Raw genomic sequence first — 22,396 nt, 5'->3', positions numbered from 1 at the left:
CACATTGATTATATAGCATGTAATAGGTATAATAAAATCAATATACAGCTATGCAAGGGGTGACCATGATGATTATCAAACCTTCCGCCAGTATCCGGCAAAACTATAATGAAATCGCCGATCTATGCAAATCGTCCGGGGAACCGGTTTATCTGACCAAGAACGGTGAAGGCGATCTCGTCGTGATGGACATTGAGACGTTCTCCCGTCGCGAGAAGATGTTAAAGCTGCGCGAAGAACTGCTCGCTGTGCAAGAGGATCGTTTGGCGGGCCGTGCTGGTGTGACGCCGGACGAACTGGACGCTTACCTGGAGGGCATTATTGACGAGGTTCAGCATGGAAAAGATGCCCCGTTATAAGATCGTCGTCTCCGATCGCGCCCGCCAAATGCTGGCGGTTCATGTGCGATTTCTTGCGGAGAAAAGTCCGGATGCGGCGCGGAAAACGAAAAACGAATTGCTGCAAGCGATACGTTCCTTGGCGCAAATGCCGGAACGCTATCCTTTTCTGGAAGCGGAATTTATTCCGTCAAACAAGTATCACAAGATGTTCGTGGAAAAATGGTATCTGGTGTTGTATCAGATTCAGGATGAAATCGTGTATGTCGATTTCATTGTAGACTGCCGCCAGGATTACCGCTGGTTGGTGCGATAACAAAAAAGTTCTGCGGAAGACGCTGAGCGGATCGGCGTCTTTTTTGTGTTTTTGGGGCCTCTCTTTTTCCCGGCAGGTGCTTTGAAGGCGACACGAGACGAATGTCTCGTGTTGCAGCAAGCACTGAATTTGGATATCCAAATTCGCTTGTTAGGGGCCTGCGCCCCTAAGACCCTTCATGATCGCTTGTTTATTGCGGCGTAAACTTCTTCGAATAGTTGATTTTGAAAGGGGGTTGTTCGTTGAGAAAACGTTCGATCTCGTTTCTGCTTCGTTTAAGTGAAAGCGAACATGTTCGTCTAATGAATGAAGTGAAACAAACAGGTCTTTCTCGGGAAGCGTACATCCGGGCGCTCATCAATGGGTATATACCGAAGCCGCTGCCGCCGCCGGATTATTATGCGATGATGCGAGAGCTTCACGCAATCGGCAATAATCTCAATCAATTGGCGGCGAAGGCGCACGCAACCGGGCATCTGGATCGGGCCGCTTTTCAGCAGGAGGCGGATCAATTGCGCCGCGCCGTCCAATACATTCAACAGGCTGTAACAGCGCCGGAGCCTAGAACCAAGCCGGCGGGAATCTGAACGTACATCCGCCGTAAAGGGGGGCATGCGTATGGCGACAACTGCAATCTGGGACGTTACCGATCGACTCAAGCGCGTGCTGGACTATGCTTCCAATCCCGACAAAACGGATTTAGGGCGCATCGAGAATGAAGGTTTGCAACAGGCGCTCGTATATGCAGCCTCGGATGTCAAAACAGAGAGGCATCTTTATGTGAGCGGAATCAATTGCGATCCGCTCACCGCTTATGAGCAAATGCAGCGCACCAAGCGTCAATTTCAAAAGATGGATGGCATCGTCGCGTTTCATGGCTACCAAGCGTTTGCACCAGGCGAAACGACGCCGGAAATGGCGCACACCATCGGCGTCAAGCTGGCACAGGAGCTATGGGGCGATCGTTTTGAAGTCGTGGTATCGACCCATCTGGACAAGGAGCATTTGCACAATCACTTTGTGCTAAACTCCGTCTCCTTTATGGACGGCAAACGGTATTACGACAACAAAGCCTCCTACGCCCTTCTAAGAAGAACATCCGACCGGCTATGCCGTGAACATGCATTGTCTGTGATCGAGCAACCCGAGCAGAGCAAGGCCAAACACTATGGAGAATGGAAAGCAGATCGGGAAGGCAAGCCGACTTGGAGGGGGACGATTCGGAGCGATGTGGATCAGGCGATTGCGGCATCCATGACGTGGACCCAGTTTATCGCCTCTTTGCAAAAGCAAGGCTATGACGTGAAGACGACCGTGAAGCATATGGCAGTGCGTCCACCGGGTAAGGAACGTTTCGTTCGTTTGCGCAGCTTGGGAGACGACTATACGGAAGAGGCTCTGAAACAGCGGATTTTACGAAATCGCATTCCCCGTAAAGCACAGCCTCCGCCAATGCCGCGACGCACGCGCGCCGTTTGCAAAGGAACGCTTCGATCCGGCAGGAAGTTCAGCGGCTTGCAAGCATTGTACCTGCGCTATTTATATGAGATGGGCATATGGCCCCGTTTTCGCGCGTCCGTGAGAAGGACGCCTTTTTTATTACGGGAAGACTTGCGTCACTTGGCGGTTATTACCGCGCAAACCAAGCTGCTCTGCCAGCACCGTATCTCCAACAAGGAACAGCTTTTGGACTATGTATCTGTTACCCGGCAAGAGATGCGCTTGCTTTACGGCGAACGCAAAGCGCTATACAACCGCCTCCGCCGCTGCAAGGAGGAAAGCCAGATCGCCGCTTACAAAGAGCAAATAGCCGAGCTGTCCAAGCGGCTTGTCAAGCTCCGAAAGGAGGTGAAACTTTGTGCGGGTACCTTTGCCCGGTCGGGTGAAATGATGACCAAACTTTATGGAAACGAGCAGTACAAGCCATATCGAAAGGAGGACGCCATTCATGAGCAGTGGAGCCGAGGCGGCCGATCAGGTCGTCAACATGAGTCTGCGGGGCATCGAGGTGATGGCCAAGATTTCCGGCGAAGGCGCTAAACATCTGGCCGTCTATTTGTTTGCCGCCCTGCAGGGGCAGAAGCGGACGAAGGGCAGCATCCGTCTGGAAAGCTTGCTTCGCAGCGGCAAGGAATTGAAAGTGTTTGCCGTCAAAAACGAGGACCTGCCCACGTTCTGCAAGGAAGCCAAACGATACGGCGTCCTGTACTGCGCCCTGCGGGACAAAAAGAATGTCGATGGCTTGTGCGATGTGATGGTGCGGGCCGAGGACGCGTCCAAAATCAACCGCATCGTCGAGCGGTTCAAACTGGCGACCGTGGATACAACCAGCATTAAGAGTGAAATTGAGAAATCCCGCACCGGGAAACAGCAGGACAATCCAACGCTTGGGGAGGGTCAACAACAAGCATCGGACCAAACCCGGCAGGAGACGGAGGTACAAGGAGCGGCAGTCAAGGGAACTTCTGCGTAGAAGAGCAACGACGATTTTTTGGACGAACTGATGCAGAGACCCGAATCGACGCAACCCGCTTCCCCGGCGAACGGCAACCCAAACCCCGCGATGGCGACGACGGAGCCGTCCCATCCGTCCGAGCCTACCTCCGGGCGCAACGAAGCATCCGCAAGGGGTATGATTGAACCGAAAGCCGGGAAAGTGCAGCGGCGGCCATCGATCCGCGAACTGCTGCGCGAGATCCGGGAAGAAAATCGGAAGGCGGAGAAAGAACGGCGTCAGATGGTCAAGGAATCGTCGCTGCCCAAGCGAAGCGAGCGAAATAATGGAAAAGCGAAGACGGGCAAAACCAAACCAATCGGAACACGAAAGCGAGGGAAAGCCAAATGAGCAATCTGGACGATTTATTCCGGCAGGAAGCATCCGGCCATTCTTCCGCGAATCCATCCGAGCAACCTTTTGACAAGGAAGCGTGGGCACAGAAAAAGCAGGAACTCAGGCAATGGGCCTACGAGACGATTGATGCCGCCACGACCGCCATCTCGCAAAGCGGCGATGAATTTCAGCGGTATCTGGATGTGCAAAGCCGTTTCGACCGTTACAGCGTATCCAATGCGCTTCTGATTCTCATGCAGCGGCCGGAGGCGACCCGCATCGGCGATTTCGATTCGTGGAAGGAACAAGGCGTCTTTATTCGCCGCAAGGAGACCGGCTTTTACATTTTGGAGCCGGGCGAGGAGTACCGGAGGGAAGACGGCAGCACCGGCATCAGCTATAACCTCAAAAAAATGTTCGACATCGCACAAACGACGGCCAACCCAAAGCGGGAGCAACTGACCAATCCGGACGACCGGATGCGCATCAAAGCGCTGATGGATCGCGCCCCTGTTCCGATCGTCATCGGCGATGCGCTGCCGCCGGAAACGCATGCGCTCTATCAGCCGGACATGCGGAATATTGTCATCCGCCGCGGCATGGATGCGGGAGATATTTTTCGGGCGCTCGCGCAGGAGCTGGCGCATGCGGAACTTGATCGCGGCGATGGCCGATACAGCCGTTCCGATTTTACGTTCCATGCATATTGCGCCTCTTACATGCTGTGCAAACAGTTCGGCGTGGACACGTCGTCCTTTCGTTTCCATCGAGTGCCGGAGAAGCTGAAGGACATCGAGCCGCAGCAAATTCGCGCCGAACTTACGGTGATGAAAGATACCGCTCATGACATTGCCCGCAGGATGAACCGGATGCTGGCGCAGCAGCGGCAACAACAACGGACGGAACCGGTAAGGTAGGAGCGCCGCGTGGGACATGTTCAATTTTTGTTCGGGAGGGAATTGCCTGTGAAGGAGGAAGAACGTATTCTCTGTTTGGATCATTACGAGCATGGCATTGTGGTGCATGCGCTGAATGCGCTGCGAAACGATTTGATCGGCGAGAAGCGCCCCACCGATGCCGTCGATGAACTGTTGCTCAAAACGATTGACGCTCCTTATCAAAAACATAAACGCCGGGGTCACCATGAGGCGCGTTGAAACCGCAAGGAGTCATTTGATACTCTTTGCGGTTTTTTTGATTCCCGTCCTGTGGGCGGCATTGCTCACCGCCCCTTCTCTTTCCAGCGGGCTTCCGGCGATGGTGGAGCATCTGAGCGTGGCGATCAACCACCCGTTCGACATTCAGTGGGTAGACGACACGCCGCGCTGCCTATTCATTTTTACGCTGGCCTATGGACTCGGCGTCTGTATTTACTTGGCCTCCCCGCGAAACTATCGACGACGGGAGGAGCACGGCAGCGCCCGCTGGGGCCGGGCGAAAAGCATATGCGCCAAATATAGAAGCAAGCAGCCGGGACAAAACAAAATTTTAACCAAGCAGGTTTGCATCGGGCTCGACGGCCGCAAGCATCGCCGGAATGTGAATGTGCTCGTCGTAGGCGGTTCCGGCTCCGGGAAAACGCGGTTTTACGCCAAACCGAACGTCATGCAAGCGAACACGTCGTTCGTCGTTCTCGACCCGAAAGGCGAAATCTTGCGCGATACCGGTCATCTGCTCAAGGCCGAAGGGTATGACATCAAGGTGCTCGATCTGATCAATCCGCACCGCTCCCATGGCTACAACCCTTTCGCCTATTTGCACGACGACAAGGATGTGCTGAAGCTGGTCACCAACCTGATTCGCAATACAACGCCAAAGGGCAGCAATACGAACGACCCGTTCTGGGAACGTTCCGAAACGGCGCTGCTGGAGGCACTCATGTTGTATTTGCTTTATGAAGCCCCCCCGGAGGAACAGAATTTTCCGATGGTGATGGAGATGATTGCCGCCGCCGAAGTGCGGGAAGAAGACGAAACCTACCAGAGTCCGCTGGACGAGTTGTTTGAACGGCTGGCGATGCGCGACCCGGAGCATTTGGCGGTCAAACAGTACAACATCTTCAAGCTGGCAGCGGGGAAAACGGCCAAATCGATATTGATCGGCCTAGGCGTTCGGCTGGAGAAGTTCAACTTGCATTCGATCGCCGGGATGAGCTTGGTCGATGAAATGGATCTGGCTGTCATGGGAGAAAAGAAGACGGCGCTGTTTGCCGTCATTCCCGACAACGACAGCAGCTTCAACTTTATCGTCGGGATGCTCTACACCCAGCTTTTTCAATGCCTGATGTATGAGGCCGACTACCGGCATGGCGGACGCTTACCCGTGCACGTGCATTTCGTAATGGACGAATTTGCCAACGTCGCCTTGCCCGATGAATTCGACAAGCTGCTCTCCACCATGCGCAGCCGCGAGATTTCGGTTTCCATCATCCTGCAAAATTTAGCGCAGCTCAAAGCGCTGTATAAGGAGTCGTGGGAATCGATCGTCGGGAACTGCGACGTGTTCTTGTACCTGGGCGGCAATGAACAATCCACCCACAAATACGTCTCGGAGCTGCTGGGCAAGGAAACGATCGACACGAACACATACGGCCAAAGCAAGGGACGCAGCGGCAGTTATTCGATCAACTATCAGTTGTCCGGCCGCGACTTGCTGACGCCCGATGAGGTGCGGTTCCTCGATAATCGCTATGCCTTGCTCTTTATTCGCGGCGAGCGCCCTGTTCAGGACGACAAATACGATTTGCTCAGGCATCCCCATGTCGCGCTCACGACGGATGGCAAAGGTCCTCCCTTCCAGCATGGCGGCACGGAACACGCTTTGGATTGGCGAACCGTGACGCTTGATGAAAACGGAGAGTACGAGCTTCTGTCGGAAGAAGACATGGAGTCGCTATTTTTACGAAGGGAATGATGAAATTGAAGTTCAAAAGGAAACGGCTGCTGTCACTGTACATCATGCTGATGTTAACGGGAACCGTATTCGTCCCCACCGCTTATGCCGAGGGCGATCCGATGACGACGGTCAACAATTTGTCCACCTTCATATTCGGCTTCATCCGGGCCATCGGCATGATCATACTCGGCTTCGGCATTGTCCAGATCGGATTGTCGCTCAAGTCTCACGACCCTTCCCAGCGGGCGAACGGGTTCCTGACGCTCGCCGGCGGGATTATCATTACCTTCACGAAGGAAATTCTTACCCTGATTGCCGGATAAACGGGAGTCGCAAATGAGGGGAACGGACGGTTTGTCTGTTCCCCGTCTACAGAAAAGGGGTGAGAATATGGCCAAAAACAGTTGGATCATTGACAATCTCGAACATGCGCTCGATACGTGGAACGAGAAAATGAACGAAATCTGGCAACTTGTTACCGAGTCGCCGTCCGACTTCAAAGGCGGCGGCGTGTGGCGCGTCATTACCGACATTCACGGCGCGTTGCAGGCGACGGGACTGGCGCTCCTGGTCTTGTTTTTTGTGATTGGCGTGGTGAAGACGACCGGCAGTTTTGCCGAAGTGAAAAAGCCGGAGATGGCCGTCAAGCTGTTTATTCGTTTTGTCCTGGCCAAAGCGGTCGTCACCTACGGGCTGGAGCTCATGATGGCGCTGTTTACCATTGTTCAGGGAATCATCTCCACGATGATGGGACGTTCCGGGTTCGGAAAGACGGAGGCCATGACCTTGCCGAACACCATTGCAAAAGCGATTGAAGACGTCGGCTTTTGGCAAAGCATTCCGCTGTGGGTCGTCTCCCTTCTGGGCAGTCTGTTCATCACGGTGTTGTCTTTTGTGATGATTCTCTCGGTGTACGGGCGGTTTTTTCGCATCTATTTATATACGGCGATCGCTCCCGTTCCGCTATCCGCCTTTGCCGGAGAGCCGAGCCAAAATATCGGCAAATCGTTTCTCAAAGGGTATGCGGCCGCTTGTCTGGAGGGAGCGATTATCGTGCTCGCCTGCATCATCTACTCCGCCTTTGCCTCCGCTCCCCCGGCGGTCGATGAAGGCGCAGGCGCGGTTACGATGGTGTGGACGTACATTGGCGAATTGATTTTCAACATGCTGGTACTCGTGGGGACGGTCAAAATGGCGGACCGGGTGGTGAGGGAGATGATGGGGCTGTAACTTCATTCCGATTCTTCGCCCAGCAATTCCCGGACGGAAACATCCAACGCTTTGGCGATCGCTACGACTTCGTAGTCTTGGACAAGCCGGTACTGCCCTTCCAGACGCGAAAGACTGGTAGGACTGATGTCGAGGCCAGCCGTTTGCAATCTGGCAAGAAACTCCTTCTGTTTCATCCCTTTAGCCTTGCGAATGGCAACGACTTTTACGCCGATTATATTTTTATCGCCCGGCGGTTCCTTTCGATGTTTCATTTGTATGCACCTCACATTACAAGCAAAATTGTACGTGAGTGCATCGTTGTTTTAATGCGAATATCGAATTAAAATAAAATAAACCGATTTTCGCAATAAAATGGAACGGCAATCTATCTTTTAGACAGCCAAGAACGCCGATCTAATGAAGACACTGGGAGGCCGACTGATGACACGTTTGCTAGGTCAATTAGAGGAAGAAAGAAGGAAGCTGAACGAACTGGGAAAAAAATCTCTTGAACACGGAATTCCCCTGTACGAGAATGAGGCGGTTCAGGCTCAAAGTCGGAAGGTAGACGAGTTGATCGTTCAACTGCACCGCAAGAGGGCCGAACGAGAGCACCAGTTACGCTAACACTCGTTTCACGAGGAGGGGGGCAATCAATGCAATTTCCGTCATGGTTTCAAAACGCGATTCAACGGCGGTTGGATCACGTTACAGCTCGAATCGAACACCATCCCGAGTTGCGTAGATGTCGCGATGAAGAGAAATCGGCTTTTCAAGCAATGTTTTCCGGCGTGGATATGACGCAGTTGCCGGCGTTTATGGAATGGGAGGACAAGCACCATTTTAAGCAGGCGATCATGAATGAATGGTTATATTTGCAAGGAATGCGAGACGGCGCTCAGCTTGTATTTGCGCTTTTAGCCGATCCTCTTCTATCCGGCGATAAGTTGTTGGCAAGATCGAAAAAGACAGAGCCAACATCGGTTCAACCGGAAGCTGAGGGCGAGTTGTAGACCATAGTGAGCATCGTTTATGGGAGGATTTCAAATGGAAGTGAAAATTAACCGGGAAATCCGGGATTATACGGAAAGCTTATTCTTTGGACTGTCCTTGCGGCAGTTCTTTTTTTCTGTGCTGGCTGTTGGCGTGGCGATCGGACTATATTTTGGACTGCGCGGCCGCTTTGGCTTGGAAACGCTCAGTTGGATGTGCATTTTGGGGGCCGCGCCCTGCGCAGCCTTGGGTTTCATCAGCTATCACGGCATGACGGCCGAGCAGCTGCTTTGGGCGTATGTGAAATCGGAATTTCTGCTGCCAAGACGCTTCGTCTTCTATTCGACCAACATCTACGTTGAAGCGCTGAAAAAGAGCATGCAGCATCATGAGCAGGAAAGGATGATAAGCCGTGATTAAAACGCTCAGACGCATCATCAAGCAGGACAAGGAACGATTTGTTATCCCGAAAGGCGTTCAGCAAGTCATCCCGATTCGCGCTCTCTGGCCGGACGGGATTTTTTTTGTCGGCAACAAATTCTCCAAATCGTATCGGTTCGAGGATATCAACTACGCCGTAGCGTCCAGGGAAGACAAGGAAGCGATGTTTTTGTCTTATTCCGAGTTGCTCAATTCCTTCGACAGCGGAGCGACCACGAAAATTACAATCCATAACCGGCGTTTGAATCGGGCCGATTTTGAAAGCTCGATTCTGATTCCGCTTCGGGAGGATCATCTAGATGTGTACCGGCAGGAGTACAACGAGATGTTGCTCGCAAAGGCCATCGGCGCAAACGGTACGATTCAGGAAAAGTACGTTACCATTTCTGTGGTCAAGAAAAATGTAGAGGAAGCCCGTCAATATTTCGCAAGGGTCGGAACCGAACTGATGACGCATTTTTCCCGTCTCGGTTCCAAATGTATCGAACTGGATGCAACCGACCGTCTGCGCATTTTCCATGATTTCTTTCGGATCGGCAAGGAAGCGGATTTTCGTTTCCATCTGTCCGAAACAATGCGCAAGGGTCATGATTTCAAGGACTTCATTTGCCCAGACACATTCGAGTTTGAAAAGGATCATTTTCGGATGGGCAGCTTTTTTGGCCGCGTCATCTTTCTGCGGGAATACGCCAGCTATATAAAGGATAGTATGGTGTCCGAGCTTTGCGATCTGAATCGGAATTTGCTGTTGTCGCTGGATATCATCCCGATTCCGACCGACGAGGCCGTTCGCGAAGTGGAGAGTCGTTTGCTCGGCGTGGAGACGAACATCACCAACTGGCAGCGGAGACAAAACCGGAACAACAATTTTTCTGCCGTGGTCCCTTACGATATGGAGCAGCAACGCAAAGAGAGCAAAGAATTTCTGAACGACTTGACCACCCGCGATCAGCGGATGATGTTCGGTCTACTGACAATGGTCCACATTGCGGACAGCAAGGAGCAGCTTGACAGCGATACGGAGGCGCTGCTCACAACCGCCCGCAAGCATTTGTGCCAGTTTTCCACGCTTACCTATCAGCAAATGGACGGCCTGAATACGGTGCTCTCCTACGGCTTGCGGAAGGTTCACGCGCTGCGGACGTTAACGACAGAAAGCACGGCTGTCTTTATTCCGTTTCGGGCACAGGAAATCGTGCATTCGGGCGGCATTTACTACGGACAAAATGTAATCAGCAAAAACATGATCATCGCCAATCGCAAACAATTGCTGAACGGAAACAGCTTTATCCTCGGCGTATCCGGTTCCGGCAAAAGCTTTACCGCGAAACGGGAAATCGTCAACCAGATGCTGGCCAGCGACGACGATATGATCCTGATCGACCCGGAACGGGAATACTCCGCGCTGGTAAACGCAATGGGCGGCGAGACGATTCATATATCCGCCACCTCGCCCAACCATATCAATGCGATGGATATGAACCGGCAATATGGCGACGGAGCCAACCCGATTATTCTCAAATCGGAATTCGTCCTCTCGCTCTGCGAGCAATTGATTGGCGGTTATCAGCTGGGAGCCAAGGAAAAGTCGCTCATTGACCGTTGCACCGCCAGCGTGTACAGGAAGTATTTGCAGAGCAACTATAAGGGGCAGCCGCCGACGCTTCAGGACTTTCGCGCGGAGCTGCTCAAGCAATCGGAGCCGGAAGCGCAAGATATCGCGCTTGCGATTGAACTGTTTACTTCCGGCAGTTTGAATACGTTCGCCAAGCCGACCAATGTCAATGTCCATAACCGGCTCATCTGCTACGACATTCTCGACTTGGGCAAACAGCTTCTCCCGATCGGCATGCTGGTCGTACTGGACAGCATCCTGAATCGGATTACACAAAATCGGGTTAAAGGCAAAAATACGTTTATCATTATTGATGAAATCTATCTTCTGTTTCAGCATGAATACAGCGCCAACTTTCTGTTCACGCTTTGGAAGCGCGTCCGAAAGTATGGCGCTTTTTGTACGGGCATTACGCAAAACGTGGATGATTTGCTGCAAAGTCATACGGCCCGGACGATGCTCGCGAACAGCGAATTTATCGTCATGCTGAATCAAGCAGCTACCGACCGGGTAGAGCTTGCCGAGCTTCTTAATATTTCGGAACTGCAACTCTCTTATATTACCAATGTTGACGCCGGGAATGGATTGATGAAGGTAGGCAGCTCCCTTGTGCCGTTTAGCGACAAGTTCCCGCGGCATACGAAGCTGTACGGCCTGATGACGACGAAGCCCGGGGAGTAATAAACCGAGGACATCGACTGGCTTAACGGCAAAGCAGATTGGAAGAAGCTTGCCGGGATCGGGATGATCGTCTCGGAGCGACAAATTGGGGAACAGCGCACCACGGAAACCAGCTACTTTATCTATAGCCAGCAAGGCGCGACGGCCCAACAATTATTGGCCGCCCGCCGCAGCCACTGGGGCATTGAAAACAAGCTCCATTGGGTGCTGGACACGGTGATGCGAGAAGACGAAAGCCGTGCGCGTACGGGGCACGGCGCTGAAAACTTGAATGTCTTGCGTCACCTTGCCCTGAATCTGGTCAAAAAGGAAGCCACGATGAAGGGCAGCATGCGCACCAAACTCAAAATTTGTGGATGGGGTCATAATTATCTACTCAAGGTGCTTCAACTTCCGATTTCAGACTGATTTCGTAAGCGATTGCCCTGTGTCGAGGTACGGCTTCATCGAGTCCGTCTTGCGCGAGTTGTCTCCCCTGTTTTCCGGCGAGAACGCATACAGCGTGCCGGCGCGGGGAACCTTCTTTATGCGGAGGCCTGCCTTGATGACGCGCAGCATCCAATCCTAATAATTCCGCATTTTCTGGATCGAAGTGGCGGATCGTGTCGTTCATGCAGCCGGTTCCGGTACAGCGAGCCTGAAGGAACACGGGTGTTGTACCGGCGGAACAATTCCGGGTCATGTTCATAGGCGAACAGGAAGAGGCTGATCGCGTGGCGCAGACCGTTTTTCAAAACATATTCGAAAATTTCCGCATCTCCGTACACCAGATCGGCATCCTGCGATTCCCTCAGCATCACTTCCATATGATTCGGAACGATCAGGTCGTCGTCGATCAGCATGATCCACTCCCCGCGCGCAAGCGGGGAGTGGCATTCCGCGCCCAGACGTGGTACGAGTTGACCGGCATGTTGATCACTTCCACGTGCAATTTCGGGTAGTGACGGACGACATCGTCGGCCGGTTAACCGGCGTCGTTGACAAACAGTACCTCAGAATCGGTGAACGTCTGGCGGCTCAGCGCCTCCAGAAGCTCCGCAACCGTATCCGGCCGATTGTACGTCGACGCAATGACAGCTATGACCGGCACCGGTCGAACACCTCCATGCTCTTTTCCAATCCGCCAATCCCGCTACTTCAAACAGCTTGACGGCGACTGTCTTGCCCTTCATCATGGCTCACCGATGGAATTGAGAAGCGGAGAGAAGCGCAGACGGTGCTCCCTCCCCCCCGCGCAACGAATCAAGTAACAGACTCCGCATAAATTCGGCACAGCTGCTGCAGATCTTCCTCCGGCATAGGCTCCGGCGCGGAAGCGCCGCTGAGCAGTCCGCCAACGACGGCATGGCCGATCAGCGGCCCGACGAACATTCTCATCGACATTTCCACATCGTCGTCCTCCAGCTTCACCAGCCCCGTTTCCCTGCACTTCTTCAGCAGGTCTGTCAATACCTCGGTACTTCTGGGAAAGGATTCGAGGAGCAACTCCCCGAGCTCGGGGAAGCGGACCGATTCCGCAAAAACAATGCGAAGAATCGATAGATACAGCGGGTCGCTCAGCTTTATGGCGATGACCTGGGCCATCATCAGCAGAATATCGAAGAGCTGTTCCCGGTTTTCGGGCAGGGGCAAGCTCGCCAGCGACGGCTGCTTCTCCTCCGTAAGCTCGTGGATCACCTGGCTCAGCAGGTCGGAGAACAGCGCTTCTTTGGTGGCGTAATAGCGATACAGCGTCTGCTTGGATATACCGGCTTCCAAGGTGACGAGATCCATGCTCGTTCCGGCGTATCCCCGGGTCAAGAACAGGCTGCGGGCAGCCGTCAAAATTTGTTTGCGCTTTGCCGCTTCCCGCGGCGACAGATTTGCCATAGGGTCCAGATCACTCCTCCCTGCTTTGTTTTGCTTGTTCAAATTATTCCACATCGCACAGGTCGGGTCAATGCGGCGCGAATGCTGTCGTCTTGACAGAAAGTGTAACACCCTTTATATTAAAAATCAAACTGAACTGTACGGTTCGATTCTTCCGAATTCGTCTAGCTCAAAATTTTCAGAATGTGGAATATGATATGCAAATCGGATTATAGAATGCGGGAGTGTTTATCATGTTAGGGTTAAAAAGTCGAAAGCTCATTTCCCTTATTCTATCTTTCATGTTGCTGTTGATTTCGGCGATACCCTACGGTGTCGGGGCGGCGCACGCGGCGCAAGCGGGCAAGGGAAGCCCGTATGTGAAAGTCTCGGGGGGACTCGGGCATTCACTCGCGCTGAAATCTAACGGCACTGTCGTCGCCTGGGGATATAATAACTTTGGTCAGTTGAACGTGCCGGCCGGGCTTGACGGCGTGACGTCAATTGCCGCGGGATATTATCATTCACTGGCTTTAAAGTCGGACGGATCCATTGTTGCCTGGGGATATAATAACTCTGGTCAGTCGAACGTGCCGGCCGGGCTTGACGGGGTTGTAGCCATCGCGGCCGGATTGGATCATTCGCTGGCGCTTAGAGCGGACGGCACCGTCGTCGTCTGGGGATCGAATACCGATGGTCAATTGAATGTGCCGATCGGGCTCGACGGGGTTGTGGCAATCGCGGCGGGATCTCATCATTCACTGGCTTTAAAGTCGGACGGATCCATTGTTGCCTGGGGACGTAATAACACTGGTCAATTGAACGTGCCGGCCGGGCTTGACGGGGTTGTAGCCATCGCGGCGGGAATGAATCATTCGCTGGCGCTGAAATCTGACGGCACCGTCGTCGTCTGGGGATCGAATGTTAATGGTCAGACGAGCGTGCCGGCCGGGCTTGACGGGGTGACGGCCATCGCGGCGGGCGGGTATCATTCGCTGGCGCTGAAATCGGACGGATCCGTCGTCGCCTGGGGACGCAATGCCTATGGTCAATCGAACGTGCCGACCGAACTTGACGGGGTGGCGGCGATCGCAGCGGGAGATCAGCATTCATTGGCTTTAAAGTCAGATGGAACTATCGTCGCTTGGGGATATAATAGCTATGGTCAGTCGAACGTGCCTGCTAGGACTGCTATGCCTGTCAAGGCAGTCGGGATCGCAGCGGGATACTCTCATTCGCTGGCTTTAAAGTCGGACGGCGCCGTCGTCGCCTGGGGATATAATAACTCTGGTCAGTCGAGCGTGCCGGCCGGTCTTGACGGGGTGACGGCGATCGCGGCTGGGGTGGATCATTCGCTGGCGCTGAAAGCGGACGGCACCGTCGTTGTCTGGGGAGATAACAGCCGGGGGCAGAGGAACGTGCCGGCCGGTCTTGACGGGGTGGTGGCCATCGCGGCGAATGGGTGGCATTCGCTGGCGCTGAAATCGGACGGCACGGTCGTCGCCTGGGGATATAATAACTCTGGTCAGTCGAGCGTGCCGGCCGGTCTTGACGGGGTGGTGGCGATCGCCGCGGGCATGCATCATTCGCTGGCTTTAAAGTCGGACGGCACCATCGTCTCCTGGGGATCGAATTCCTATGGACAGAGGAACGTGCCGGCCGGTCTTGACGGGGTGGTGGCAATCGCGGCGGGGGAGAGACATTCTTTGGCGCTGAAAGCGGACGGCACCGTCGTCGCCTGGGGCGAGAATATCCTCGGCCAGGCGAACGTGCCGGCAGGGCTTAACGGGGTAGCGGAGATCGCGGCGGGAGAGTTTCATTCGCTGGCGCTGAAAGCGGACGGCACCGTCGTCGGTTGGGGCGATAACAATTTCGGCCAGGCGAACGTGCCGGCCGGTCTTGACGGGGTGGTGGCCATCGCGGCGGGCATGCGGAATTCGATGGCGCTGAAATCGGATGGCACGGTCGTCGCCTGGGGATCTAATAACTTTGGTCAGTTGAACATACCGGGCGATGACCGTCTGAGCGGACTGACCGTGCAGGGAGGGGGTCTGAATCCCTCATTTTCCCCTTCGGTCACCGCTTATACCTGTTACATCGGTACGTCTGTATCGAGCGTACATATCACGGCGACGCTGGCAGACACGAATTACGCGGAACTATATGTCAACAACCAGCCGCACCCCAGCGGGACGGCTGCCACGGTCAGCGTTTCGGGAACGCCGATGGTTATTCCGATTCGGGTTGAACCACACTTGAAGCCGCCTCGGACGTATACGATCACCGTGCTGCCAGACGATACGCCTCCCGACGTTCAGTTCGCCGCGAACGGCAATGCGACACCTTCACAATCGGCGGAAAGCACCGTGACCGTGACGGATGCGGAAAGCGGTGTTGACGCGGACTCGCTGCAATACGCGTGGTCGCAAAGCACGGCCCCTCCCGCAGACGGCTGGACCGATTTTGCCGACGGCGATACGCTGCGGCAGACGAGCGGGGACGGCAACTGGTACTTGCATATCCGCGCGCAGGATCTGGCCGGGAATGTCGCCGACGCGGTATCGAATGCGTTCGTGCTGGACAACACGGCGCCGGAGCTTGCGCTGAACGGCAGCAATCCGATGAATATTCCGCAAGGCGGGACGTATGCGGAACCGGGGGCGGTGGCGCTTGATGCGATAGACGGCGCGATTCCGGCCTCGTCCATCACGATTTCGGGAGCCGTTGACACGACCCGCCTCGGCAATTACCCGATTCAATATGAGGTCACGGACCGCGCCGGGAATACCGCTTCGGTCATCCGCGATGTGAACGTGTACGACGGAGACGGACCGGCGATTTATTTGAACGGACCGAATCCCATGACGGTGGAAGCGAACAGCCCGTTTGCCGATCCCGGCGCAACGGCGCAGGATGTGCAGGACGGCGACCTTTCCGCTTCGATCACGGTGACCGGAACGGTGGATACGTCGACCCTCGGCACTTATACGCTAGCTTATAACGTTTCCGATGCCGCAGGCAATGCGGCTGCGACCGTGACGCGCACGGTCTATGTGCAAGATACGCAGCCTCCCGTTCTCACGCTGCTCGGCGATTCCGCGATGAACGTGCCGCTGGGCGCAGCGTTTGCCGATCCCGGAGCGCAAGCGACCGATGCCTATTACGGCGACATCTCCGATCGCATTGTCGTGACCGGAACGGTAGATACAAGCCACGCGGGTAAGTATACGCTGCGGTACAGTGCGGAAGATCCATCCGGCAATGCCGCCGCGGTCATCCGCGATGTGAACGTGTACGACGGAGACGGGCCGGCGATTTATTTGAACGGACCGAATCCCATGACGGTGGAAGCGAACAGCCCGTTTGCCGATCCCGGCGCAACGGCGCAGGATGTGCAGGACGGCGACCTTTCCGCTTCGATCACGGTGACCGGAACGGTGGATACGTCGACCCTCGGCACTTATACGCTAGCTTATAACGTTTCCGATGCCGCAGGCAATGCGGCTGCGACCGTGACGCGCACGGTCTATGTGCAAGATACGCAGCCTCCCGTTCTCACGCTGCTCGGCGATTCCGCGATGAACGTGCCGCTGGGCGCAGCGTTTGCCGATCCCGGAGCGCAAGCGACCGATGCCTATTACGGCGACATCTCCGATCGCATTGTCGTGAGTGGAGCCGTAGATACCCACAAAGCAGGTACATATAGACTCCGTTACAATGTGACGGATCCGTCCGGCAACGCCGCCGCAGAAGTGACACGCACGGTGACGGTCACTGCTCCTGCTGGATCCGGCGGATCTAGTGGCTCTGATGGCTCTGGTGATTCCGGATATTCGGGGAACTCGGGAACGGGAGGCGGGTCTGCGGCGCTCCATCAGGTGATCATCAAAATCAACGGCCTGGTCAAACGGGTCGACGCCTTGTATGAGTCGTCCGACGGGCAACGTATAACTCGGATTTTCCCGACGGTGGGGCAATTGTCCGAAGCGTTGGCAGCTCAGTCGTACTATATTCGGATCGAAGCACAAGACATCGGAGAGGCGGTCAAAATGGACCTTCCGGCCGCCTCACTGCTGCATGCGGTGGAACTTCGTCAGGACGCCTGGTTGGAATGGAGCGTCAACGGAAATGGGCAGCGCCTTCCGCTCCACGTCCTGCAGGGCATTCCAAAAGAGGCGACGGTAACCTTCGGGATCGCCGCGGCAGTCGGTTCCGTCAGTGATACCTCGAACGGAGCAATTGCGAGTGTCGATGGGGAGCCGCTGCTCCCTCATCCGGTCGTTTATTCGCTGGAGGCCAATGACGGCAGCAGCATGAATTGGGGCCGAACATACGCAACCTTGACGGCTCATCTGCCCGAGCCCGCCAATCCGTACCAAGCGACGGCCGTGCGCATCGACGAAAACGGGCGCATACGATTCGTCCCGTCCATTTTCTCGAACAACGGTTTGGTGACGATCCGATCGCCTTACGATGGAGCTTATGCGGTGATTGAAACGGATCATTCGTTTGCGGATGTGAACGGACATTGGGCGCAAGAGGATATCGTCCTGATGGCGAACAAGCTGCTTATTGAGGGGAGAGGGCAAGGCCTGTTTGTGCCGGACGATTCTGTCAGCCGCGCCGAATTTGCCGCCATGCTCGTGCGGGCCCTAGGGCTGGACGATGAACCGAACGGAGCGGCGCCTTTCCGGGACGTGGCTCCTGGTGCATGGTATGCGGGAGCCGTCCGGGCGGCTCAACAACATCAGCTCGTCGTCGGTTTCGAAGACGGGACGTTCCGACCGGAAGCTCCCATTACCCGCGAACAAATGGCGGTCATGATCATTAGGGCGATGGAATACGCCGGATATGCGCCGGACGCGAACGGGGCGACGACGAGAACGTTCGCCGACGAAGCGGACATCGCGCCGTGGGCGCGCGACGCAGTGGATCGGCTGACCGGAGCCTCCATCATTCGCGGTTTGACCGAAACGAAGTTCGGCCCCCGGGAACATGCGTCCCGCGCGCAAAGCGCCGCCCTGTTGAAGCGGACGCTGCAGGCAATGCAATTTATAAATCCGTAGGATCGTGCTATGGAGGGAAGGGCGGCGAGAGCCAGTACACGGCTTTGTTCATGCGCCAGAGGAGGTAAGAGTCAGTGAATGCGGCAATATCTACTAACTGCGCCAAAGATAAAGCTCGACAAACCGCACTATACCATGGGCGGATGTCGGAGAAGTGGAGAAAGAGCGTCTGCGTGTTGTTGTTATTAATCAGTGTCGCCGCCGCAGCTCTGCCGAGCGCGAATGCGGCGTCTCCTGTTAAAGCAATCGCGATTTCCGGAGGGGGAGGACAAGCGCTCGCCTTGAAATCGGACGGCACCGTTACTGGCTGGGGGATGAATATTGGGCCCGGCAACTATGTGAATACGCAGGTGGCGCAGGCGAATCTTACCCATGTGACGGCGGTTTCCGCCGGCGAACACCATTGGATTGCGCTGAAATCGGACGGCACCGTTGTCGGCGGAGGGTTTGGCGACCACGGCAGAATCAACACGTCGTCATTTTCCGGCGTCGATGCGATTTCGGCGGGGGCGCATTATTCGTTGATGCTCATCGACGGGAAGGTGCACGGGGTTGGACAAAATTATCATCAAGAATTAAATATTCCCGCCGGTTTAAGCAATGTCACGGCCATCGCCGCGGGATATTATCATGCGCTGGCGTTGAAGGAGGACGGCACCGTGACTGCCTGGGGCAACGGGTATTGGGGGGATACGCCGGACGTTTCCACCGTTCCTGCCGAGCTGACCGGGGAGACGGTCGTCGCCATTGCCGCGGGAGACGACCATTCGCTGGCGCTGAAGGAGGACGGAAAGGTCGTCGCTTGGGGGCGCAACACGAAAGGGCAGTCTACCGTACCGGCGGGTTTGACCGATGTGGTCGATATCGACGCGGGCTTCGAATTTTCGTTGGCGCTGAAATCGGATGGGAAGGTCGTCGCCTGGGGGGATATGATCGTTCCGGAGGGTTTGACCGATGTGGTCGATATCGACGCGGGTTACAGTCATGCGATGGCTTTGCGAGATGATGGAAGCGTTGTCGTTTGGATGAATGGTGTGACCGGCTTGATAACAACCGTGCCGGGCAGTGGGGATTTAAGCGGCTTGGCGCTGCAAGAAGGTCCGTTGGATAAGCCGTTTCAGGCTTCCGACACGGACTATACCTTTTACAATTCCGATCCGGATCGCGAGAGTGTGCATCTCACCGCAACGTTGGCGGACGCCGACAATGCGGCGCTATATATTAACGACGAGTTGCAAACGAGCGGCAGCGAGGTAGAAGTCGACCTGACAGGGGATGTAACGGAAATTTCGATCCGCGTAGAACCTTATTTGCTGCCGGGCAAGACGTACACCGTTACGGTCGCGGACGACATGACGCCCCCCAACGTTCATTTCGGCGCGAACGGCGGCGCCGAGCCGGAGAAAAACGCCGTCACGACGGTAACGGTATCCGATGCGGCAAGCGGTCTGGACGAAGATACTTTGGAGTATGCATGGTCGGAAGATGCGAGTACGCCGGACGAAGGATGGACGAATTTCACGAACGGGGCCACGGTGGAAAAAACAAGCGGAGACGGCAACTGGTATTTGCGTATCCGCGCGCGGGATTTGGCCGGGAATGTCGTCGACGCGGTATCAAACGCGTTCGTGCTGGACAACACGGCGCCGGTCATCACGCTGAACGGCAGCAATCCGATGAATATCCCGCAAGGCGGGACGTACACGGAACCGGGGGCGACTGCGCTTGATACGATCGACGGAGCCATTCCGGACTCGTCCATCGCGATTTCGGGCGCTGTGGATACGGCGCGCCTCGGAAATTACACCGTTCAATATACGGCTGCGGACCGCGCCGGGAATACCGCCACGGTGACCCGTGACGTGTACGTGTACGACGGAGACGAACCGGCGATTGATTTGATCGGGCCGAATCCGATGACGGTGGAAGCGAACAGTCCGTTCGCCGATCCCGGCGCAACAGCGTACGATGTGCAGGATGGCGATCTGACCGCCTCGATTCAGGTGACCGGAGCGGTGGACCCGTCGACACTCGGCACTTATACACTCTCTTATGACGTTTCAGATACCGCGGGCAACGCGGCCGCGACCGTGACGCGCACGGTCTATGTGCAAGATACGCAGCCTCCCGTTCTCACGTTGCTCGGCGATCCCGCGATGAGCGTGCCGGTTGGCGCAGCGTTTGCTGATCCCGGAGCGCAGGCGACCGATGCCTATTACGGGGATGTCTCCCCGCTTATTGTCGTGAACGGAACGGTGGACACAAGGAAAACGGGTACGTATACGCTTCGTTACAATGTGACGGACCCTTCCGGCAACGCGGCGGCGGAAGCGACGCGCACGGTGACGGTCACCGCTGCTGACGACTCTGACGATTCCGACGACCCCGGAAATCCGGGGGACTCGGGAACAGACGAATCCTCGGGCAGCGGCGGGTCTGTGGGCATCTTCCAGGTGAGCGTCAAGATCAACGGTGTGGTCAAACGGGTCGACGCATCGTATGAAACGGCCGGCGGGCAGCGCGTAATCCGGATTTTCCCGACGGCGGAGCAGTTGTCCGAAGCTTTCGCAACCGATCCCGAAGGCATCCTGATCGAAGCGCAAGACATTGGAGATGCGGTTAAAATGGATCTTCCAGCCGCCCCGCTGCTCAATGCGGTAAAACTTCGTCAGGACGCACGATTGGAATGGAGCGTCAACGGAAACGGCCTGCGCATTCCGCTCCATGTCCTGCAAGGCGTTTCGGACGAGGAGACCGTTACCTTCATGATCGCGGCAACTGCGGGTTTCGCCGGAGTCGATTGGAACGATCCGATCACGAGGGTCGAAGGAGAGTTGCTGCTTCCCCATCCGGTCGTTTATACGCTTCAGGCAAAACACGGAGACAGCATCGATTGGCCCCTGACGAACGCGCTTTTGACGGCCCATCTGCCCGAACCCGCCAATCCGTACCAAGCGACGGCCGTGCGCATCGACGAAAACGGGCGCATACGATTCGCCCCGTCCATTTTCTCGAACAACGGTCTGGTGACGATCCGATCGCCTTACGGCGGCGCTTATGCGGTGATAGAAACGGATCATTCGTTTGCGGATGTGAACGGGCATTGGGCGCAAGAGGATATCATCCTGATGGCGAACAAGCTGCTTGTTGAAGGGAGAGGGCAAGGCCTGTTTGTGCCGGACGATTCTGTCAGCCGCGCCGAATTTGCTGCCATGCTCGTGCGCGCTCTCGGCCTGGAGGATGAACCGGACGGTTCGACGCCTTTCCGGGACGTAGCGCCGGGAGCGTGGTATGCGGGAGCCGTCCGGGCCGCTCAACAACATCAGCTCGTCGTCGGTTTCGAAGACGGGACGTTCCGACCGACGGAACCCATTACCCGCGAACAGACGGCGGTCATGATCGTCAGGGCGATGGAGTACGCCGGATCTGTGCCTGTTGCGGACGGGACTGCGGCGGAAATGTTCGGCGACGCCGCGGACATCGCGCCGTGGGCGCGCGACGCAGTGGATCGGCTGACCGGAGCCTCCATCATTCGCGGTTTGACCGAAACGAAGTTCGGCCCCCGGGAACATGCGTCCCGCGCGCAAAGCGCCGCCCTGTTGAAGCGGACGCTGCAGGCAATGCAATTTATAAATCCGTAGGATCGTGCGACGATTCAGGTTTACAGGAGCTTTCTCCAACTTGGTTGACTAGGGGAAAAGCTCCTTTTCTTTGATGCAGATAGTAAAGTGTACTTTACGCATATCCGTCTTAGTCGAATATAAAAATAAATTGACACATTGAACTACATCATGTAGAACAACCAACTTTGTTTTAGTGGCTTGTATCAATCAAGTCCTTGTCTTTACTCGAATGGCTAAAAAAGATCGTTGGTTTGTTTTCTAATAAATATTCTTCAGTACTTTCGTATGACAGCACCATCACAAATAACAGATTGGCTTTCCTTCTCGCAGCGGTGTTGCCATGTGAGGATGGAGCTGATATTTATGTATCCCCATTTGCTAATCATGTTAGGCCTCAATCATTTTATGAAATTGTACTGTGGCTTTTAATACGAACACTTTCGGACTTTGCCGCAATCGAGCGTGGACGCGCTCTCCGGCAAGGTCCTTTTTGTTTTCTACAGCTGTTATACAAAGGCACAAAAGGTAGCGTTGGCTG

At 55.3% G+C, this 22,396-nt stretch carries 22 protein-coding genes; 18 read left to right on the top strand and 4 right to left on the bottom strand.

All coding sequences use genetic code 11. The annotated features are described in order from the left end of the window. Positions 1-65 precede the first annotated feature (65 nt). The 11 genes from H7B90_RS05060 to H7B90_RS05015 all read left to right on the top strand — a co-directional run bounded on the left by H7B90_RS05060 (position 66) and on the right by H7B90_RS05015 (position 7,609). Positions 66-359, top strand: coding sequence for a type II toxin-antitoxin system Phd/YefM family antitoxin (locus H7B90_RS05060; RefSeq protein WP_249043504.1), 294 nt, complete (start codon positions 66-68; stop codon positions 357-359). Further along, on the top strand, positions 337-654 hold the full coding sequence (locus H7B90_RS05055; protein WP_185134770.1) for a type II toxin-antitoxin system RelE/ParE family toxin: 318 nt from the start codon (positions 337-339) through the stop codon (positions 652-654). The genes H7B90_RS05060 and H7B90_RS05055 overlap by 23 nt, the downstream gene beginning before the upstream one ends. Positions 655-896: 242 nt before the next feature. Continuing rightward, positions 897-1,241 carry a plasmid mobilization protein gene (locus H7B90_RS05050; RefSeq protein ID WP_148456371.1) on the top strand — a complete coding sequence of 115 codons (345 nt, stop codon included), beginning with the start codon at positions 897-899 and terminating at the stop codon, positions 1,239-1,241. Between the two features lie 31 nt (positions 1,242-1,272). Further along, positions 1,273-2,694, top strand: coding sequence for a relaxase/mobilization nuclease domain-containing protein (locus tag H7B90_RS05045; RefSeq protein WP_185134769.1), 1,422 nt, complete (start codon positions 1,273-1,275; stop codon positions 2,692-2,694). After that, entirely contained in the window at positions 2,603-3,127 is a 525-nt protein-coding gene (locus H7B90_RS32725; protein ID WP_260410759.1) for a PcfB family protein, read from the top strand. Before H7B90_RS05045 ends, H7B90_RS32725 begins: the two co-directional genes overlap by 92 nt. Before the next feature lie 18 nt (positions 3,128-3,145). After that, positions 3,146-3,499, top strand: coding sequence for a hypothetical protein (locus H7B90_RS32720; RefSeq protein WP_260410758.1), 354 nt, complete (start codon positions 3,146-3,148; stop codon positions 3,497-3,499). Beyond that, complete coding sequence (locus H7B90_RS05035; RefSeq protein ID WP_185134768.1) at positions 3,496-4,401, top strand: ArdC-like ssDNA-binding domain-containing protein; 906 nt, start codon at positions 3,496-3,498, stop codon at positions 4,399-4,401. The genes H7B90_RS32720 and H7B90_RS05035 overlap by 4 nt, the downstream gene beginning before the upstream one ends. 48 nt (positions 4,402-4,449) lie before the next feature. Beyond that, positions 4,450-4,641 (top strand): hypothetical protein, encoded by a 192-nt coding sequence (locus H7B90_RS05030; protein ID WP_185134767.1) that lies wholly within the window; start codon positions 4,450-4,452, stop codon positions 4,639-4,641. A gap of 16 nt (positions 4,642-4,657) precedes the next feature. After that, the gene (locus tag H7B90_RS05025; RefSeq protein ID WP_260410757.1) at positions 4,658-6,397 is read left to right on the top strand and encodes a VirD4-like conjugal transfer protein, CD1115 family; all 1,740 of its coding nucleotides are present in this window, start codon (positions 4,658-4,660) and stop codon (positions 6,395-6,397) included. Beyond that, the gene (locus tag H7B90_RS05020) at positions 6,397-6,702 is read left to right on the top strand and encodes a glutamyl-tRNA amidotransferase (RefSeq protein WP_185134778.1); all 306 of its coding nucleotides are present in this window, start codon (positions 6,397-6,399) and stop codon (positions 6,700-6,702) included. Before H7B90_RS05025 ends, H7B90_RS05020 begins: the two co-directional genes overlap by 1 nt. A gap of 67 nt (positions 6,703-6,769) precedes the next feature. After that, positions 6,770-7,609 (top strand): VirB6/TrbL-like conjugal transfer protein, CD1112 family, encoded by an 840-nt coding sequence (locus H7B90_RS05015; protein WP_185134765.1) that lies wholly within the window; start codon positions 6,770-6,772, stop codon positions 7,607-7,609. A 2-nt stretch (positions 7,610-7,611) separates the two neighbouring features. On the opposite strand, the gene H7B90_RS05010 is transcribed toward H7B90_RS05015, so the two are convergent. Further along, complete coding sequence (locus H7B90_RS05010) at positions 7,612-7,863, bottom strand: helix-turn-helix domain-containing protein (RefSeq protein ID WP_185134764.1); 252 nt, start codon at positions 7,861-7,863, stop codon at positions 7,612-7,614. A 169-nt stretch (positions 7,864-8,032) separates the two neighbouring features. On the opposite strand from H7B90_RS05010, the gene H7B90_RS05005 reads away from it, so the two are divergent. From H7B90_RS05005 to H7B90_RS04985, 5 genes are read left to right on the top strand one after another with little or no spacing between them, the layout of a single operon-like run. Next, positions 8,033-8,218: an aspartyl-phosphate phosphatase Spo0E family protein gene (locus H7B90_RS05005; protein WP_185134763.1), complete on the top strand. Its 186-nt coding sequence runs from the start codon at positions 8,033-8,035 to the stop codon at positions 8,216-8,218. Between the two features lie 29 nt (positions 8,219-8,247). Next, positions 8,248-8,604 carry a hypothetical protein gene (locus tag H7B90_RS05000; protein ID WP_185134762.1) on the top strand — a complete coding sequence of 119 codons (357 nt, stop codon included), beginning with the start codon at positions 8,248-8,250 and terminating at the stop codon, positions 8,602-8,604. 34 nt (positions 8,605-8,638) lie between these two features. After that, complete coding sequence (locus H7B90_RS04995) at positions 8,639-9,004, top strand: PrgI family protein (RefSeq protein WP_185134761.1); 366 nt, start codon at positions 8,639-8,641, stop codon at positions 9,002-9,004. Next, positions 8,997-11,321, top strand: a complete 2,325-nt coding sequence (locus tag H7B90_RS04990) for a VirB4-like conjugal transfer ATPase, CD1110 family (protein ID WP_185134760.1) — start codon at positions 8,997-8,999, stop codon at positions 11,319-11,321. Before H7B90_RS04995 ends, H7B90_RS04990 begins: the two co-directional genes overlap by 8 nt. A 12-nt stretch (positions 11,322-11,333) precedes the next feature. Next, positions 11,334-11,729 (top strand): ISAs1 family transposase, encoded by a 396-nt coding sequence (locus H7B90_RS04985; RefSeq protein ID WP_185134777.1) that lies wholly within the window; start codon positions 11,334-11,336, stop codon positions 11,727-11,729. 116 nt (positions 11,730-11,845) lie between these two features. On the opposite strand, the gene H7B90_RS04980 is transcribed toward H7B90_RS04985, so the two are convergent. From H7B90_RS04980 to H7B90_RS04970, 3 genes are all read right to left on the bottom strand, one after another. Then, positions 11,846-12,163: a hypothetical protein gene (locus tag H7B90_RS04980; protein WP_185134759.1), complete on the bottom strand. Its 318-nt coding sequence runs from the start codon at positions 12,161-12,163 to the stop codon at positions 11,846-11,848. 122 nt (positions 12,164-12,285) lie between these two features. Then, positions 12,286-12,411, bottom strand: a complete 126-nt coding sequence (locus H7B90_RS33645) for a glycosyltransferase (RefSeq protein ID WP_185134758.1) — start codon at positions 12,409-12,411, stop codon at positions 12,286-12,288. A gap of 152 nt (positions 12,412-12,563) precedes the next feature. Then, positions 12,564-13,190 carry a TetR/AcrR family transcriptional regulator gene (locus tag H7B90_RS04970; RefSeq protein WP_185134757.1) on the bottom strand — a complete coding sequence of 209 codons (627 nt, stop codon included), beginning with the start codon at positions 13,188-13,190 and terminating at the stop codon, positions 12,564-12,566. A gap of 233 nt (positions 13,191-13,423) precedes the next feature. Between H7B90_RS04970 and H7B90_RS04965 the strand changes: the two genes are divergently transcribed. After that, complete coding sequence (locus H7B90_RS04965; RefSeq protein WP_185134756.1) at positions 13,424-18,235, top strand: RCC1 domain-containing protein; 4,812 nt, start codon at positions 13,424-13,426, stop codon at positions 18,233-18,235. Positions 18,236-18,309: 74 nt separating this feature from the next. After that, positions 18,310-21,876, top strand: a complete 3,567-nt coding sequence (locus H7B90_RS04960) for an immunoglobulin-like domain-containing protein (RefSeq protein WP_185134755.1) — start codon at positions 18,310-18,312, stop codon at positions 21,874-21,876. Positions 21,877-22,396: the final 520 nt, after the last annotated feature.

This window comes from Cohnella xylanilytica (assembly GCF_014212175.1).
Lineage (GTDB): Bacteria > Bacillota > Bacilli > Paenibacillales > Paenibacillaceae > Cohnella > Cohnella xylanilytica.
This window is presented reverse-complemented; position numbering and strand designations above follow the sequence as displayed.